This is a genomic window from Ruminococcus sp. (assembly GCF_024691275.1).
Classification (GTDB): domain Bacteria; phylum Bacillota; class Clostridia; order Oscillospirales; family Ruminococcaceae; genus Ruminococcus.
In genome coordinates, this window is sequence record NZ_JAILNU010000075.1 from 1 (window position 1) to 17,331 (window position 17,331).

At 44.4% G+C, this 17,331-nt stretch carries 19 protein-coding genes; 15 read left to right on the top strand and 4 right to left on the bottom strand.

Going from position 1 to position 17,331, the window contains the following annotated elements:
• Positions 1-173 precede the first annotated feature (173 nt).
• From K6G33_RS08685 to K6G33_RS08695, 3 genes are all read right to left on the bottom strand, one after another.
• Positions 174-527, bottom strand: a complete 354-nt coding sequence (locus K6G33_RS08685) for a hypothetical protein (protein WP_296778399.1) — start codon at positions 525-527, stop codon at positions 174-176.
• 258 nt (positions 528-785) lie between these two features.
• Entirely contained in the window at positions 786-986 is a 201-nt protein-coding gene (locus tag K6G33_RS08690; RefSeq protein WP_296778402.1) for a hypothetical protein, read from the bottom strand.
• Positions 987-1,319: 333 nt separating this feature from the next.
• Positions 1,320-1,892 carry a flavin reductase gene (locus K6G33_RS08695; RefSeq protein ID WP_296778403.1) on the bottom strand — a complete coding sequence of 191 codons (573 nt, stop codon included), beginning with the start codon at positions 1,890-1,892 and terminating at the stop codon, positions 1,320-1,322.
• 606 nt (positions 1,893-2,498) lie between these two features.
• On the opposite strand from K6G33_RS08695, the gene K6G33_RS08700 reads away from it, so the two are divergent.
• The 6 genes from K6G33_RS08700 (at position 2,499) to K6G33_RS08725 (ending at position 7,667) form a co-directional block, all read left to right on the top strand.
• On the top strand, positions 2,499-3,500 hold the full coding sequence (locus tag K6G33_RS08700) for an alpha/beta hydrolase (protein WP_296778596.1): 1,002 nt from the start codon (positions 2,499-2,501) through the stop codon (positions 3,498-3,500).
• Positions 3,501-3,511: 11 nt separating this feature from the next.
• Positions 3,512-3,670, top strand: a complete 159-nt coding sequence (locus K6G33_RS08705; protein ID WP_296778406.1) for an NAD(P)H-dependent oxidoreductase — start codon at positions 3,512-3,514, stop codon at positions 3,668-3,670.
• Between the two features lie 133 nt (positions 3,671-3,803).
• Positions 3,804-4,364 (top strand): flavodoxin, encoded by a 561-nt coding sequence (locus tag K6G33_RS08710; RefSeq protein WP_296778408.1) that lies wholly within the window; start codon positions 3,804-3,806, stop codon positions 4,362-4,364.
• Positions 4,365-4,434: 70 nt separating this feature from the next.
• Complete coding sequence (locus K6G33_RS08715) at positions 4,435-5,619, top strand: flavodoxin (RefSeq protein WP_296778411.1); 1,185 nt, start codon at positions 4,435-4,437, stop codon at positions 5,617-5,619.
• Positions 5,620-6,060: 441 nt separating this feature from the next.
• Positions 6,061-6,843 (top strand): ZIP family metal transporter, encoded by a 783-nt coding sequence (locus K6G33_RS08720; protein WP_296778414.1) that lies wholly within the window; start codon positions 6,061-6,063, stop codon positions 6,841-6,843.
• A gap of 326 nt (positions 6,844-7,169) precedes the next feature.
• Positions 7,170-7,667 carry a CarD family transcriptional regulator gene (locus K6G33_RS08725; RefSeq protein ID WP_296778416.1) on the top strand — a complete coding sequence of 166 codons (498 nt, stop codon included), beginning with the start codon at positions 7,170-7,172 and terminating at the stop codon, positions 7,665-7,667.
• 90 nt (positions 7,668-7,757) lie between these two features.
• Here the strand turns inward: K6G33_RS08725 and eno are convergent, their stop codons facing one another.
• Positions 7,758-9,056 carry a phosphopyruvate hydratase gene (eno, locus tag K6G33_RS08730; protein ID WP_296778419.1) on the bottom strand — a complete coding sequence of 433 codons (1,299 nt, stop codon included), beginning with the start codon at positions 9,054-9,056 and terminating at the stop codon, positions 7,758-7,760.
• A 559-nt stretch (positions 9,057-9,615) separates the two neighbouring features.
• On the opposite strand from eno, the gene K6G33_RS08735 reads away from it, so the two are divergent.
• The 9 genes from K6G33_RS08735 to K6G33_RS08775 all read left to right on the top strand — a co-directional run bounded on the left by K6G33_RS08735 (position 9,616) and on the right by K6G33_RS08775 (position 17,281).
• Positions 9,616-9,828 carry a FeoA family protein gene (locus K6G33_RS08735; protein WP_296778423.1) on the top strand — a complete coding sequence of 71 codons (213 nt, stop codon included), beginning with the start codon at positions 9,616-9,618 and terminating at the stop codon, positions 9,826-9,828.
• A gap of 13 nt (positions 9,829-9,841) precedes the next feature.
• Entirely contained in the window at positions 9,842-10,063 is a 222-nt protein-coding gene (locus tag K6G33_RS08740) for a ferrous iron transport protein A (RefSeq protein WP_296778425.1), read from the top strand.
• 74 nt (positions 10,064-10,137) lie between these two features.
• The gene (locus K6G33_RS08745) at positions 10,138-12,549 is read left to right on the top strand and encodes a ferrous iron transporter B (RefSeq protein ID WP_296778428.1); all 2,412 of its coding nucleotides are present in this window, start codon (positions 10,138-10,140) and stop codon (positions 12,547-12,549) included.
• A 12-nt stretch (positions 12,550-12,561) separates the two neighbouring features.
• Positions 12,562-12,735 (top strand): FeoB-associated Cys-rich membrane protein, encoded by a 174-nt coding sequence (locus K6G33_RS08750; RefSeq protein WP_296778431.1) that lies wholly within the window; start codon positions 12,562-12,564, stop codon positions 12,733-12,735.
• 340 nt (positions 12,736-13,075) lie between these two features.
• Positions 13,076-13,375 carry a DUF2325 domain-containing protein gene (locus tag K6G33_RS08755; protein ID WP_296778433.1) on the top strand — a complete coding sequence of 100 codons (300 nt, stop codon included), beginning with the start codon at positions 13,076-13,078 and terminating at the stop codon, positions 13,373-13,375.
• Positions 13,362-13,934 carry a DUF3793 family protein gene (locus K6G33_RS08760; RefSeq protein WP_296778435.1) on the top strand — a complete coding sequence of 191 codons (573 nt, stop codon included), beginning with the start codon at positions 13,362-13,364 and terminating at the stop codon, positions 13,932-13,934. Before K6G33_RS08755 ends, K6G33_RS08760 begins: the two co-directional genes overlap by 14 nt.
• A complete protein-coding gene (locus tag K6G33_RS08765) occupies positions 13,931-14,335 on the top strand; it encodes a flavodoxin (RefSeq protein ID WP_296778438.1) in 405 nt (134 codons plus the stop codon). The genes K6G33_RS08760 and K6G33_RS08765 overlap by 4 nt, the downstream gene beginning before the upstream one ends.
• Before the next feature lie 12 nt (positions 14,336-14,347).
• The gene (locus K6G33_RS08770; protein WP_296778441.1) at positions 14,348-15,850 is read left to right on the top strand and encodes a hemoblobin-interacting domain-containing protein; all 1,503 of its coding nucleotides are present in this window, start codon (positions 14,348-14,350) and stop codon (positions 15,848-15,850) included.
• A 78-nt stretch (positions 15,851-15,928) separates the two neighbouring features.
• Positions 15,929-17,281, top strand: coding sequence for an FMN-binding protein (locus tag K6G33_RS08775; RefSeq protein ID WP_296778444.1), 1,353 nt, complete (start codon positions 15,929-15,931; stop codon positions 17,279-17,281).
• Positions 17,282-17,331: the final 50 nt, after the last annotated feature.

Genomic DNA, 17,331 nt, shown 5'->3' on the forward strand with positions numbered 1-17,331 from the left:
AATCGCTTATCAGCTCTCTTCTTGCACGCTGCTCTTCTGTTTCGTTTCTTCGCCTTCTGCTCATAATTAAAACCTCCGAAGTAGTGTCTCTTCTATTATACACTACTTTGGAGGTTTACACAAATTTTAGGATAGACTCCAGTTCCCATTCGGCGCTTTTTCTATGATACTTTTTACTCATTATAGAAAGAGAAGGGAACTTCGCCTGAAATGTTTTCCTGTGAATCATGCCAATAAGCATTATAATCATCAGCCATGAAGTCTATCGTACCGCTGCCGTCCGTGTACTCTGTTGTATCACTGGTTATCGTTCCGTCCTCTGCATAGCTGACGGATCTCTTTATGCAATTGTTGTATGTCACTGTAACTGTCTCGGGAGTAGTGGTGACATTACCGCTCATTGTCCATATGGAAGAATCGGCAGCATTGCCGCTCCATGTGATCTTTATCGAAGCCTGATCCGTACCGATGCAGGAGACATTCATGATAGCCCTGCCGTTAGAATAATTGCCGATGTAATTCATCATCGGATTCTGATCACCGTCTGTATCGCTGCTTTTATCAGGATAGCAGAACTGGTAGCCTGAATAGTAAGTTACAGTCTTGGGAACGTTTTCGGTGGTTACAGGTTCAACAACAACTACCCAGCATCTAAATCCTTCGGGACTTGTTCCCTCTGTAACGCTGACGATATTTGCACCCGAACCTGCCAGCTCCTTTACATTGCTGACAGCTGTGGCGCGATCTACGCCGATTTTTGTGGAATTGCCGTCGGCGACAGTGCTTTATTCCTCTTTGCGGTTATCGGCACTGTTTTCTGAAGCGGCTTCTGTTGTAGTCTGTGACTCGGCAGCAGTAGTCGTAACTGCTTCGGCAACAGTCGTAACAGTCGGTTTGCTCACAGATGCAGTACCCTCATTGACTTTTCCGCAGCTTGTAAGAGCAGCTGTGATAATAAGTGTTGTGATAATGTTCATTCTTTTCATTTTAAGATCCTCTTTCCTGCTGTTTAATGCTGTAATTGATCACTACAGCATTTTCCTCTGATGTCAGTGCTGATGTTGATATTTATTTAAGTGTATACTCCTTAGGGAGTAAGGCTTTCAAAGCATTTGCATCTGCCATGAAAGTCTGAATTGTATAACCTCTTATATAATTATGGTGATTGCGTTACAGTTTGTCAGGTATTTTTGAAACAGTCTGTTATAAAAATCAGCTGTTATTGTGCTGATTGTGGGAAAAAGATGCATCTCTGCCGTGCAGCAAGGCTGACAGAAGATCAGGGCAATAAACGTCTTAGGACGGTTATTGATGGCACATTATTTATTCATAAGTCCCTTGCCTGCATTCCATGCCTGACCTACTTTTTCGCCGACAGCAAAGTAACCGCTTCTGTACTGATCGAAGATCAGAGCATTTACCTTTTCGGGCAGTATTTTATCCTTGTCACCGACAACGTTTTCCTCAGCACTTACATTTACTATCTTGCCGACGATAGCGTGCATATTCTCGGTATTGACCTCCTCCAACAGCTCGCATTCAAGTGTTACGGGATATTCTGTAATGATCGGAGCATTGACAAACTCGCTCTTTACAGCGTGACAGCCGCTTCTCGCAAATTTATCGGTCATCTTGTTACCTGTTGCGATACCGAAGAAATCGGCAGTTTCCATATTCGGAACATCTGCAATGCTTACTGTGAACGCCTTTGTTTCCATGATGTTCTTTGTAGTTTTGTGGTCAGCGTCGATGAAGAGTGCGATCTTATCCATATCGCAGATCTGTGCCCATGCAGCGTTCATTGCACAGATATTGCCGTCAGCTCCGTATGCTGCAATAATTGTCACCGGCATCGGGAACAGTGCAGGCTGTACGCCTAAATTCTTTCTCATTTTGATTACCTCCGTATTAAATAATTTTAACTCAATACCCGCCAAAAAGCGGATATTGAGTACACATTAATTATACACAGTATCACCGGAAAAGTCAATGAAGATGCGGCGGATCTCAGTGGGGTATCCAGCCGATATGTCGATCAAGATATGCTTTGGAAGCATATCTTGATTTGCTTATAAAGTATTTGCTATTTCTTAGGATTTGTGATAGAATAAAAGCACAGAAAGGTGAATCCGCGGCAGATATTGATGTGACAATTGAATCTTTAAATTTATCAGAGAAAGATGAGCGTTTCAGCATTATCTGACAGACTGAGCTGAAAGATCCGTCTGCTTCACCAACACGATAAAAATATCATGATCATATCAGTAAAGCTTTACTAATCACTAATCACACTACATAAGAGGAGTATTAATATGAAACAAAGAAAGATCCGTCTGACAAGAATTATGATATGTCTCTGTACTGCTTTACTCACAGGCTGCGGCAATGCACCAAGCAATACAGCTAAGAGCGATCTTGAAACACCAAATATTTCACAGCAGGAAGCATCTTCAACGGAAATGCTAAGTACTGATATGGCAGAAACAGGAGGAAATACTATGAATTACACTGAAGATCTGGCACTTACACAGGAATGGGACAAGACTTTTCCAAAGTCTGACAAAGTAGACCACAAAAAGGTCACATTCCACAACCGCTATGGTATCACTCTTGCAGCTGATATGTATATTCCTAAGAATGCAGAGGGAAAACTGCCTGCAATTGCTGTCAGCGGACCGTTTGGTGCAGTAAAGGAACAATGCAGCGGCTTGTATGCACAGACTCTTGCCGAGCGTGGATTTCTGACCATAGCTTTTGATCCATCATTCACAGGTGAGAGCGGTGGTCAGCCAAGATATATGGCTTCTCCTGATATAAATACCGAAGATTTTCAGGCAGCTGTAGATTTTCTTTCCGTTCAGGATAATGTTGATGCTGATAAGCTGGGAATATGCGGTATCTGCGGTTGGGGCGGCATGGCGATCAACGCAGCAGCTATTGATACCCGTATCAAAGCAACCGTTACAGCTACAATGTACGATATGGCACGTGTAAACGCCAACGGATATTTTGACGAAGGGGATAATGAGGAAGCTCGTTATGCTTCAAAGAAGTCTCTCAACGCACAGCGTACAACTGACTATGCAAACGGTGAATATACTTTGGGCGGAGGTGTAGCAGATCCTGTTCCTGATGATGCTCCTTTCTTCGTTAAAGACTACCACGATTACTATAAGACAGATCGAGGATATCATGAGCGCTCGCTTAACTCGAACGGCGGCTGGAATGTTATAGGCTGTATGTCGTTTATGAATCAGCCTATCAATACCTACAGCAGCGAGATAAGAAGTGCTGTTCTGCTTATCCACGGTGAAAAAGCACACTCATGCTATTTCAGCAAGGACGCTTATGCTGCTATGACAAAGGATAGCAAATATGCCGATAACAAAGAGCTTATGATAATTCCTGATGCAGTTCATACGGACCTGTATGACGGCGGAGATAAAAATTATATCCCATTTGATAAGATAGAAGAGTTCTATCGCGAATATCTGAAATAAGGAGAAGGAAAATGGCTAAAAGAGTAATTGTAATATCATCAAGTCTCCGCAGCGGGAGCAATTCCGAAGCACTTGCAAGACAGGCTGCAAAGGGCGCAGAGGACGCAGGTCATAACGTCGAATTCATTACACTGAAGGATAAGACACTGAACTTTTGCAAAGGGTGCTGATGCGGAAGAAAATAATAGCAGTACTGCTGATAACAGTTCTTCAAATACAAACAGCAGCAGTACTACAGAAATAACAGAAAGCAATTATGCAGATATTGGCGATAACAGTGAAAACATTGAAGCCACCGAGAAGGTGACGGCAACTAAAAGCAGTTCAGTTTCCGTGTATTTCAGCCGTGTCGGAAATACTGATTTTCCACAGAATGCGGACGCAGTATCAAGTGCAAGTCTCAATCTGAAAGACGGTGAGCTTAAAGGAAATGCCCAGCTTATAGCTGAATGGATAGCTGATGAAGCAGAATGTGAAACTTTTGAGATAATCACATCAGACAAATATCCTGTTGATTATGATGCCACAGTAGAAGATGCTCATGTTGAACAGAATAAAGGTGAAAGACCTGAACTTACAGATATGCCTGACGACCTCAGCTCATATGATACTGTATGGCTTACTTTCCCTAACTGGTGGGGAGATCTTCCGATGCCTGTGTATTCTTTCTTTGACAGATATGATTTTTCGGGTAAAAAAATAGTGGTATTCGTTACACATGAAGGCAGCGGTTTTTCAAATACCATAAATAAGATAAAAGAACTCGAACCTGATGCAAACATTATTGAGGGACTTTCTGTCAGGGGCGGATCTGTAAACGATAATGAGTCTGAAATAAGAGAGTGGGTAAAGGACAATAAATAATCGGGACTTATACTCTTCACTGTAGGGAATATAAATCCATAAACCTGTACTTATTATATGGAGGCGAACTATGAAAAATCTGTTTTTACTACTGACAAGCGTTGCGGTTATGAGCTTTTCTTCCTGCATTGCTGCTTCAGAAAACAATACTGTTTCCACTGAGTTATCTGCTGTTTCACTCAATGAGACAAGTAAAGCAGAGACTCTGGCGGCTGAGGGGACGGAAACGTCTTCCTCATATAAATACACTGCACAAGACGTTCGCAATTTACAGGATTTCATTCTTGCAAAGCCTGCGAAAGAGGAGCTGGCAGGAAAGCCCTATGATATGAACGGCGACGACCGTTGGGACACATTCGACCTGTGTCTTATGAGACGCAGGATACTGGAGGATACGGCTTCTAAGTCTGATAAAGATACACTTGTAGTATATTTCTCGCGCACAGGAAATACCGAAAAGATCGCACAGTACCTTATAGAGCTGACCAATGCGGACAGCTATGTTATAGAGGCAAGTGTGCCTTATACAGACGATGATATAAAGTATCAGGACGACAGCTGCCGTGCAAACAAGGAGCAGAATGACAAGACAGTACGTCCCGGGATAGCAGTCTTGCTGCCATCTATTGACGGATATGATACCATATTCTTAGGCTACCCGATATGGTGGGGACAAGAGCCCAGAATCATAGATACCTTCCTTGAAAGCTATGATTTTTCTGACAAGACAGTTATCCCGTTCTGCACATCAGGCAGCAGCGGTATCGCTGCAAGTGAAAAGAATATTGCAGAGCTTGTTCCTATCGGAAAACAGCTTGAAGGCAGACGTTTTCCTGCAAGCGCCGCAAAGAACTATGTGAAAGCGTGGTATGACACACTTCCGCTTAATGAAGGAAAAGAAGATATGAAGCTGAAAATATCTGTAAACGGAACAGAGCTTACTGCCTCGCTTGCTGACAGCGCCGCTGCAAAGGAGCTTGCGGAGAAGCTGAAAGCTGAGCCTGTAACAGTTACGCTGAATGAGTACGGCGGATTTGAAAAGGTCGGTAAGCTGCCGTGGGCACTTACTAAAAGCGATGAGCGTATTGTGACCGAAGCAGGCGATATTATGCTTTATCAGGGCAATCAGATGACGATATTCTACAACTCGAATACATGGAGCTATACAAAGCTGGGACATATTGACAATATTACAGGGGAGCAACTTTCCGAGCTGTTTGGCAAGGGGAATATCACTGTAACACTATCATATTAAAACTCAGGAATGCTTATCCGCTGTGCAGAGTGATCTATGAGCCTGTTTCAAATAAAAAATAATAAAATAATTCATAGCTGCCTTGTCTTAACGGGATTATGGTTTACGAGCCTGGATTAAAAGGTTTGTAAATGTATCCTTTGTTCTGTATGAGGCAGCTTTTTTCGCATAAAAGTATTGCAGAGCAGAAAAATTTATTCCGCGCAGCCTGCTATTTCTGAAATAATATGTTATAAACGGCGAGCCGCCGCAGCCTTTTTCGCGTAAAAATATTGTAGAGCAGGAAATTTTATTCCGCGCAGCTTGCTATTCCTGGAATAATATGTTATAATAGTTTTTGGGTTAGAAAAGCCTAACAAAGCTTAGCTTACGCAGTATCTTTTGGTGTACTCAAAATTTAGTTTGTACATTAATAAAATAATATCAGAAAGGCGGTGCATTATGCAGAAAGAAATTATAAGTGGTTTGCTGCTGCCATTTATCGGCACAGCTGCCGGCTCGGGCTGTGTATTTTTTATGAAGCACGACCTGAGCAGAGGAGTTCAGCGTGTATTGACGGGATTTGCAGCAGGGGTAATGACAGCTGCTTCAATATGGAGCCTTATCATTCCTGCAATGGATATGGCTGATGATAAGGGAAAGCTTGCATTTCTGCCTGCGGTGGCAGGCTTTTGGTGCGGTGTCCTGTTTCTGCTTATGCTTGACAGTCTTATCCCTCATCTTCATATGAATTCGGAAAAAGCTGAAGGTCCCAAAACGAGACTTGCCAAGACAACGATGATGGTTCTTGCGGTGACTCTGCATAATATCCCTGAGGGAATGGCTGTGGGAATAGTATATGCAGGTTTTTTGACAGGCTCTGCTGATATGACCGCCGGCGGCGCACTGGCACTGGCTCTCGGCATTGCGATACAGAATTTCCCCGAAGGAGCTATTATTTCCATGCCGCTTCACGGAGAGGGAAAAAGCAAGGCAAAAGCCTTTGCTGACGGTGTTATTTCAGGAGCTGTAGAGCCGCTGGGAGCGCTTCTGACCATACTCTTTGCAAGTCGTTTGCTTCCAATAATGCCGTATCTGCTTAGCTTTGCCGCAGGTGCAATGATTTATGTCGTTGTGGAGGAGCTCATTCCCGAAATGTCAGAGGGTGAACACTCGAATATCGGTGTTATAATGTTTTCGGTGGGATTTACGCTTATGATGAGCCTTGATGTAGCTCTTGGATAAAGCCAATAATCAAGAAATTGATGATCTATGGCTGTGAAATTTGTGCAAAAATGCCTTTGAATCTTTTTGCACGATGTGATAAAATAATATAAAGGGCATTTCTAAAAACCTATTTGGTCAAAGAAAAAACCAGATAGGTGCGGCAGTGGCAAGGGAAGCTCCCGAAGGCGTGCTGACGCGCTCCGAGGGAGTTTGACACAGAATATGCCGTGCATAGCTGTTTTTTCTCAAAAGTGGTTTTTTAGAGATGCCCTAAAGAACGTGTAGCAATTTCTGCGTAAGTCCAGTTGTTTGTTATGCGTTCTATTTTTTTTGAGGTGATACTTATGTATAACGTTGATGATGTTGTAATGTACGGAACATTTGGTATATGTAAGATTATTGCGGTAGAAAAGCGGAATTTTACAGGGGAGGAACAGGAATACTTTATCCTGAGACCTGTAAATTCAGATAAAAATGCTTTTTATGTTCCGACAGAAAACAAAGCCGCTCTCAGCAAGCTTCATTCGGTGTGCTCAAAGACAGAGGCGGACGAGCTTATTTCTCATATGAATTCAGATGAGCTTATCTGGATAGACAATGATATAAAGCGCAAGGAGGAGTACAGCAGGATATTGAAGGAGGCAGATCATCATGAGCTGATCATGCTGATAAAGACGCTGTATCTTCGCAGAAAGGAGCTCAATGCCGTGGGAAAGAAGCTGCGGTCAGCTGATGAGAATTATCTTAATTTAGCTGAGAATATGCTTTTTGAGGAGTTTGCCTACGCCCTTGACATAGACCGCGGCGAGGTCGTTGATTACATAGAGAAGCATATAGCATAGAACAGCGTATAAAAACTAAACTCGCCCGAGGATAAGCCTTAGGCGAGTTTTGTTATGAATAGGAAGGTTTAAGAAGATTTCATTTATGATTTATTTCTTTACGTTGAATGCTCCCATACCAGGATAGCAGGCTGAAGCACCAAGCTGCTCCTCAATACGAAGAAGCTGATTATATTTTGCAACACGTTCTGAACGTGAAGGTGCGCCTGTCTTTATCTGGCAGGTATTGAGTGCAACGGCAAGATCAGCGATAGTTGTATCGGCTGTCTCACCAGAACGGTGTGATGAAATTGCAGTGTAGCCTGCCTTGTGAGCCATTTTGATAGCTTCAAGTGTCTCAGAGACAGAGCCTATCTGATTGAGCTTTATGAGGATCGAGTTGCCTGCGCCGAGGGAGATACCCTTTGCAAGGCGTTCGGTGTTTGTTACAAAAAGGTCGTCGCCTACAAGCTGTACCTTGTGACCGATCTTGGCTGTCATCTTCTGCCAGCCTTCCCAGTCTTCCTCGTCAAGACCGTCCTCAATTGAGATAATGGGGTACTTGTCAACGAGTGCTTCCCAGTGTGCGATAAGCTCGTCAGAAGTGAACTCCTTACCGCTTTTTGGCTGCTTATAGAAGCCTTTGCCCTTTTCACTCTTCCACTCTGAGGAAGCGGCGTCCATAGCTATCATAAAATCCTTGCCCGGCTCAAAGCCTGCTGCCTTGACAGCTTCAAGTATCTTCTCGATAGCCTCCTCGTCAGATGTGAGCTTATTTGGAGCAAAGCCACCCTCGTCGCCGACAGCGGTAACGTCACCAATATCCTTGATGAGCTTTTTCAATGTGTGGAATACCTCTGCACACCAGCGGAGAGCCTCACTGAATGAAGGAGCACCAACTGGCATTATCATAAATTCCTGAGTATCAACGGCGCTGTCAGCGTGAGCACCGCCGTTGAGGATATTCATCATAGGTACAGGGAGCTTTGTGCCCTGAATACCGCCGAGGAAGCGATAGAGCGGAATATCCAGTGAAGCCGCAGCTGCTCTGGCACAGGCGATAGAAACTGCGAGTATAGCGTTTGCACCGAGGTTGGATTTGTCCTTTGTGCCGTCAGCCTTTATCATAGCCGCATCAACAGCATAGATGTCAGAAGCGTCCATACCTGTGATAGTTTCGGCAATGACAGTGTTGATGTTGGTAACAGCCTTTGTTACGCCCTTTCCGAGGTAGCGCTCGCCGCCGTCGCGGAGCTCAAGTGCTTCAAATTCGCCGGTTGATGCGCCGCTTGGAGCTGTACCTCTTGCCGATGTGCCGTCTGCAAGAGTTATCTCAGCTTCGACGGTAGGATTTCCTCGTGAGTCGAGTATCTCACGACCAACAACTTTTTCGATTTCTAAATAGTCCATAGTTTTCTCCTGTTATATATATTTAATGTGAATACTCACATTATTGACGTCAGCAGGCTCAAACATACAAAAATATTCGCACTTATTTTGTATGACCGAAAGGAGCCTGCTATAATGATTCAGCATAGTTAGATACATCTAACAAATATATTTTAGCATCGTTGTTTCCCCTTGTCAATTGGAAATAAATATATTTGTAAATACTAACAATTGTTGAGGTTCATGGAGCATTAATAGAGTGAAATTGCCGAACAAATATAGGATTTTGATATTCTTAGCTGCTGAGGAACTTCCTGTAATAACGGTATTGTTGGTCAAGGCTTACATACATATCAGTACAGCAAGACGTGCAGATTATTCCTTATTTAACAACAAAATAAATGTTAGATAGTGCTTATAAATTGTTATAGTCTACAAACTTTATTTAACAGCTTTTTAAATCGTTGACAAATCGGTTCTAAGGTGATATTATTTAAATGTTATAAATCGCTAACTAAATCAAGAAATAAATTATACTACTAAATTACACATAAAAATAAACGGAATGGAAGGATGAAGAATGATGCCGCTTAGTTTGGCAGAGCCTGAAAAAGAGCTGGTTATCAAGAAGCTGGGAGGGACACCTGCTATACGTCAGCACCTTGAAAACCTCGGATTCACTGTAGGAGGAAATGTTACATTAATAAACGTCCTCGGTGAAAATGTCATTGTTAAGGTCAAGGAGTCACGTATCGCTATTGGTGCTGATATGGCTCGCAGAATAATGGTCTGATAGGAGTGAGAATATGAAAACACTTAGAGAAATATCTGTCGGCTCAACAGCAAAGGTGAAGAAGCTTCACGGTGAGGGTGCGATAAAACGCCGTATCATGGATATGGGGCTTACGAAGGGCACAGAGGTGTTTGTGCGCAAGGTGGCACCCCTCGGTGATCCTATTGAGATAAAGGTCCGCGGTTATGAGCTCTCGCTGAGAAAAGCGGATGCCGAGCTGATCGAAGTCGAATAATTCTTAAACAGGACGTACTGTCCTTGATTTTTTGATATAATGTTAGTTACAAATAACTTGAAAGGATGATATAAATGGAACTGCGAATAGCACTTGCAGGAAACCCGAATGCAGGTAAGACCACACTGTTCAATGCACTCACCGGTGCAAATCAGTTTGTGGGAAACTGGCCGGGTGTTACAGTTGAAAAGAAGGAGGGAAAGCTGAAAAAACACAGCGATGTTATCGTTACCGACCTCCCCGGTATATACTCATTGTCACCTTATACTCTTGAAGAAGTGGTTGCAAGAAACTACCTTATCGAAACAAGACCTGATGCTATACTCAATATCATTGACGGCACTAATCTCGAAAGAAATCTTTACCTCACAACTCAGCTTGTAGAGCTTGGCATACCTGTTGTCTGCGCAATTAACATGATAGATGTCGTGAATAAAAACGGAGACAAGATAAAGATCGACGAGCTTTCAAAGCAGCTCGGCTGCAAGATCGTTGAAATATCCGCGCTGAAAGGCAAGGGAGTTGATGAGGCTGCTGAGGCTGCCATAGCTGCTGCAAAGAACGGCAAAACTATCCCTCAGCACACCTTCAGCGGACCTGTTGAGCACGCTATCGCTCATATTGAGGAGGCTGTTCTCCATGATATGCCCGAGGAGCAGCAGCGATGGTACGCTATAAAGGTTTTTGAGCGTGACGAAAAGGTCCTTGAAAAGCTCAATATCTCAGACAGTATAAAGAAGCATATCGAAGAAGATATAGCAGCTGCTGAAAAGGAGCTTGATGACGACGCCGAGAGTATCATCACCAATGAGCGGTATATCTACATAGCCGACGTGATAAAGGCTTGCTACAGGAAGAAAAATGCAGGAAGTCTTACCGCTTCCGATAAGATAGACAAGATAGTTACTAACCGCTGGCTGGGACTTCCGATATTTGCGGTTATTATGACACTTGTTTACCTCATTGCCATGAAAGGTCCCGGTGCATGGGCTACCGACTGGACTAACGATAACCTGTTTGGCGACGGTTTTCATCTGTTCGGCATAGGCTCATCAAAGTATTCCGAAATTGCCGATGAATATGCAGGCGCACAGCAGATAATCGACGGATACGACGCTTATGTTGAGGAAAACGGAAGCGTTCCCGAGAGCGAGTTCACATATTCCGTTGAAGATGAGGAAACTCTGGAAACAACAGACGAAACTGCAACTATCGAGGACTATAACGAAGCACTTGCCACTGTCGAGAGAATAGGCGAGGAGCCTGATCCAGCGGACTATGGTGTGTTTGTTCCGAGTATCCCTTCCATGATTGAAAGCGGTCTCGATAAGATAGGCGCAGCTGACTGGCTCAAGGGACTTATCCTTGACGGTATCGTAGCAGGTGTCGGCGCAGTTCTCGGCTTCGTTCCGCAGATGTTGGTTCTGTTCTTCCTGCTTGCTTTCCTTGAAGCCTGCGGATATATGGCAAGAATAGCATTTGTACTGGATCGTGTGTTCCGCAAGTTCGGACTTTCGGGTAAATCCTTCATTCCTATGCTTGTCGGTGTAGGCTGCGGTGTTCCCGGTATCATGGCTTCGAGAACTATCGAGAATGAGCGCGACAGACGTATGACTATAATGACCACTACATTTATTCCGTGCGGTGCTAAGGTGCCATTCATCGCAATGATAGCAGGAGCTATATTCAATGGTTCACCTCTTATTTCCGTATCAGCATATTTCATCGGTATGGCAGCTATCATCGTATCAGGCATCATGCTGAAAAAGACAGCGATGTTCTCAGGCGAGCCTGCACCGTTCGTTATGGAGCTCCCTGCATACCATATGCCTACAATTGGCAACGTTCTCCGCTCAATGTGGGAGCGCGGCTGGTCCTTCATAAAGAAGGCTGGTTCTATAATCCTTATCTCAACTATTGTAGTATGGTTCCTGTCACGTTTCGGAACAGTTGACGGCAGCTTTACTATGCTGGACGAGGATCAGCTTGACAGCTCACTTCTTGCTGGCTTTGGCGGAATTATCGCATGGATATTCTCACCTCTGGGCTGGGGCAACTGGCAGGCAGCAGTCGCCTCTATCACAGGCCTTGTGGCAAAGGAAAACATCGTCGGAACTATGGGCGTACTTTACGGCGGCGGCGACGGTACTGTTTGGCAGAATATCGGCGCAGTTTTCACAGGCGTAACAGGATTCTCTTTCCTCGTTTTCAACCTGCTCTGCGCTCCCTGCTTTGCGGCTATCGGAGCTATCAAGCGTGAGATGAACAACGCTAAGTGGACTGCATTCGCTATCATTTATCAGTGCGGATTTGCTTACGCTGTCGCACTTATGATAACACAGTTCGGCGGACTTTTCACAGGTGACGCAAACATTATCGGTGTTATCGCAGCAGCAGCAATTTTCGCGTTCATGTGTTATATGCTCTTTGTTAAGAAGTACCGCGAGGCTTCAAAGCTCAAGGGCAATGTTAAGGTAAAAGCATAAAGGAGTGGTAATATGCTCGCATGGTTCACAGAAAATCTTGGAACTATCATTGTAACTCTTATACTGATAGCCATTGTTGCACTTATAATTGCTAAGATGATACGTGACAGGAAAAGCGGCAAGGGAACAGGCAGCTGCGGCTGTGGCTGTGAGCACTGTGCAATGCACGGAAAATGCCATAAATAACAGAATAACGCCCTCAGCAAGCTGAGGGCGTTTATTTGGGGAATATCAGCGTTTAAAGGTGTTTCCGCAGTCTAACGCAAGAAGCTTTTTTTGCCGCGAAACCTCGGTTATCATGCGTGATTTTTGTGTATGCTTACAAAATTATTCTTATACATTTGTTTGTTATGTCAAACACTTACAAATCGGTATTTTATTCCTTGACAACTGTAAGTTTGAATGGTATTATAATTATGTTATGTGATACTAACAAATATAACATAAATTCAAGATAAGAGCTGATGTTAAGCAGCTCTTTAACTTAAACATTATAATAGCTTTTACTAACAGTAAGGAGGAATTTATGAGCATCGTAATCGTTGGCGGCAATGACCGCATGGCAACACGCTATCAGGATATCTGCAAATCTTTCAATCACAAGTCCAAGGTCTTTACACAAATGCCTGCGGACTTCGAGAACAAGCTTGGCACTCCTGATCTTATGGTAGTTTTTACCGGTACCTGTTCACATAAAATGCTTGGCGCCGTTAAAAAGAACTCAGAGAAAAACGGTGTACCTGTCGAGCACGTACACAGCTCCAGCGTAAGTGCGCTGAAACAGCTGCTCACTGATATTAAGGGGCGAAAATATGTCCGAGCTTGAACGCAGGAGCATTGAGAATGATATTGCATTTCACAGCGCTCCCACACTACTGGGAGTGAAATGTGCTAATCTTATATCCTTTGACAGAAGTGAGCAGGCAATGACGGAATATTTTCGTGAATTTGCGGATAAACTATCAGACAGCGGGCTTTGTACGGTCAGGCTTTGCAAATTCAGGGAACGTATACTTGTCTATATCTACAATGAAAAAATGCTTTCTGCCTGGCTCAGTATGCCGCAGGTTCATGACTTGCTCTCAGAGTATGGCTACACATCGGATATGAGTATCGGAAAAAAACTTCACAGGCTTTCACTTCGCTTTGGCTGCGGAAGCTTTCCCCATGAGATAGGAGCGTTTCTCGGCTATCCCGTTGAAGATATTCGCGGCTTTATTAGAAACAGGGGCAGAAACTGTGTGCTGTGCGGCTACTGGAAGGTCTATGAAAATGCAGAAAAAGCACGGCAGACATTCAAAACTTATGATCGCTGCAGGGAGATCCTGTTCGATAGATTAAAATCAGGTCTGAACTTGTTTCAGGCAGTAGGAGGAAATATATGAAAACAGCAGTAATTTATTGGAGCGGCACGGGCAACACCGAGGCTATGGCTAAGGCGGCTGCCGAGGGTGCAAACGCAGAGCTTTTTGAGGTATCAGAGTTCAGCGGCAATGCAGCAGATTATGACGCATTTGCCTTTGGCTGCCCTGCAATGGGTGCAGAGGTCCTTGAGGAGGACACATTTGAGCCGTTCTTTACTTCGATCGAGGGCTCATTAAGCGGCAAGAAGGTGCTTCTCTTCGGCTCATACGGCTGGGGTGACGGCGAATGGATGAGAAACTGGTACGACCGCACAAAGGCAGCAGGCGCTGAGCTTATCAGCGACGAGGGTTTTATCGTAAACGAAGCCGCTTCCGATGACGACCTTGCAAAGCTTAAAGAGCTTGCAGCAAAGCTTGCATAAGGAGAAACCGAAATGAAGAGATTTACATCAGTTTTATGTGCTGCTGCCTGTGTTCTGTCAGCAGCTCCGCTTACAGCAAAGGCAGCTGACGGAGACAAAGTCTACGGTACTATGAATATCCCATATGCTGATTTTTACGCAGCAGAGCTGAATAACAGCGTTCCTGTTGACGCAGTTTCTTCCGCTACTGCTTCAAAGTGGAAGGGCAATGCTACAGGAAAAATGGGAGATGACGGCAAGTGGCAGAACGGCGGACTTGCAGCAGGTACCTACAATGTCGAAACAGAAAACGGCGGTAAAATTCTTGGCGTTACATATCCTGTTGAGATAGAAAAGTCCGATCTTGACAAGCTCAGCGATAAAATGGGATTCACTGAGCTTTCCGAGAAGCCTGTGGCTTACAAGCCTGTTACAGTCGAGAATGGCAAGGCAGCATTCGGCAAGCTCGTTGACAGCAACGGAGCTGAGACACTCAGCGGTGAAATGACCGTATCGAGCCTTACAAGCTGGGGCGACTATCAGCTAAACGTCAAGGGTATACCTGCAAACTGCGACATCTACGGCGTTATCGTAAAGACTAAGGAGGGTACCGATTACGGTATGCGCGCCCTTGAAAACATCTGGAGAAACGGTGCTATCTCATGGGGCACAGGTGTAAAAGAAAAGGAGCCTCACGGCAATACACTTTCCTCCGAGCATTACAAGTCATCACAGGGCAAGACTATCACCGAGGTAACATTCATTACACTTAACGGTTACAGCACACTTTCGGGACAGAACGGCTATCTTCCTTTAAAGTTTGCAGACAGTATCAAGGTGGATAACGGCAAGTCTGGAAAGGGCTCCGTTACATTTGACAATTCAGCATTTCCTGCTGATTATAAGGCAAAGGGCGAAGTGGCTGACGGCTTCACAGTTTCTGGAAATACTGTAAGCTATAACAACGCTCAGCCCGGTAACTATACACTTACAGTTTCCGACGAGAACGGCAAGTATTCAGCTGTAAGAGGAAGCTTTACACTTACAACAGACACAATCCCTGTTAAGTATTCCGACGGCAGGCTTGTAGCTGCTGACGGAGCTTCATTAACAGACGCTGCAAACTATCTCAAAAACATCTCTGCTGTAACAGTCGGCGATAAGAGATATGCAGCAGGCAGAAGAGGAGCTACTATCATCGACTCAAAGACAGGCGAAATAAAGCTTGACGCAAAGTCAGGAGAGGAAAACGTATTCGACGGCTCAGGCAAGTACAAGCTCACTGTTGAAGCTACAGGCTATGAGAAGAACTATGAGTTCGAGATCGGCGGTCAGGCAGCTGTGACAACGACTGGTACAACTACAGCTTCAAGAACCACATCAACCACTAAGGCTGCAACTACTACAACAAAGAAAGCTACAACAGCTGCAAAGTCCAACAGCCCGAAAACAGGTGTAAACGGCGCAGCACTTCCTGTAACTCTCCTTGCACTTGCCGGAGTATCGGCATTAGCATTCAGGAAGAAGAAAGACTGATCATTGTTATTTCCATTCTAAAATATGACCTCTGCGGCTTATGCTGCGGAGGTCAAATATTGTAAAGAGGTATTTTTTATGTTATTCTTGACCGCACTTTTTATAGCGCTCATTATCGCTTTTTGTCTTGACAAGCCGCTTAAAAAAAGCCCTGTGGCATTCTATATTTCGGCAGCTGTCCTGACGGTGGCATCAGTAGTTATTACTCAGTCAGACATAAATATTTCAAGCAGATTTGTACGTGATTATGTTCTCGGGATATTCTCCCGCGGAGCTCTCGGTACTGCGTTCTGGGCAGTCGTGATGTGGGCAGGTGCATTGCCTAACGGCTCAGCTCCCATTAAGAAGCTGATGCCCATACGCGGCGAATTATCCATAACTGCGGCAATACTCACATTCTCACATATTATCACATACGGCGTTCAGTACATAATGAATCTCATAAACGGCAGGACAGGCTCGGACTTCTTTGTCACAAGTATCGTATGTCTTGCAATGGTGCTTATAATGGTACCTCTGACAGTTATGTCATTTAAAAAGATACGCAGGAAAATGAATGCAAGAACATGGAAGAAGATACAGCGCCTTGCCTATATTTTCTATGGTTGTATCTATATCCATATCCTTGTGCTTTTTGTGCCGAAGGCAAAGCAGGGAAGGGAAGGGTATTTCTTCAGTATCCTTGTGTACAGCGCTGTTTTTATAGGCTATGCAGTAATGCGCATAAGAAAATACTACATTGTCAATAAAAAGCCTGAAAAGAAGCTTTTACCCAATACTGTCGGCGCCTGTGCATTTGCTCTGCCTGTAGCATTGTTGGGAGCCTTAGCTCACAACAGCGGCAATAATACGGCAAAGCCCTCTGTGATAGCCGAGGATAAGGCTGTGACCTTCACGTTTGCGATCGAAACTGCCTCTGCGGCGGGCTCCGCTGTAACTACTGCAAAAAGCAGTAAAACCGGCACAGAGTCCACGGAAAAAGCAGATAACGATACAAAAACTACAACGACATCGGCAGAAACGACAAAGAAAACAGACGAAAATAAAGCCGCTGAGGAGGAAAAACAGGAGGAAAAACAGGAGGAACAGGAGCATAGCGACGAGCCTGCACAGGAGCAGCATGAAGAAGCTCCTGCCGCTGAGCCTCAGCCTGCATATAAGTACAAAAACGGCGAATATGAAGCAGAAGCTGAAGGCTACGCAGGCAAGGTCCACGTAAAGCTTTCAATCGAAAACGATGCTATAACTGGAATTTCTGCATGGGCTGACGAAGATGATCCCGAGTATTTCAATGACGCTATGAACACTGTGATACCACAGATAGGTGCAAAGGTCAGTGCAGACGGTATCGACGCCTGCTCGGGCGCTACATACAGCTCGAACGGCATTATCGAAGCCGCGCGAAAGGCTCTTGAACAGGCGATGAACTGACGTGAAAAGCTAAGCTGAGAAACGATATAGCACTGAAAAAGAAAAGCTCC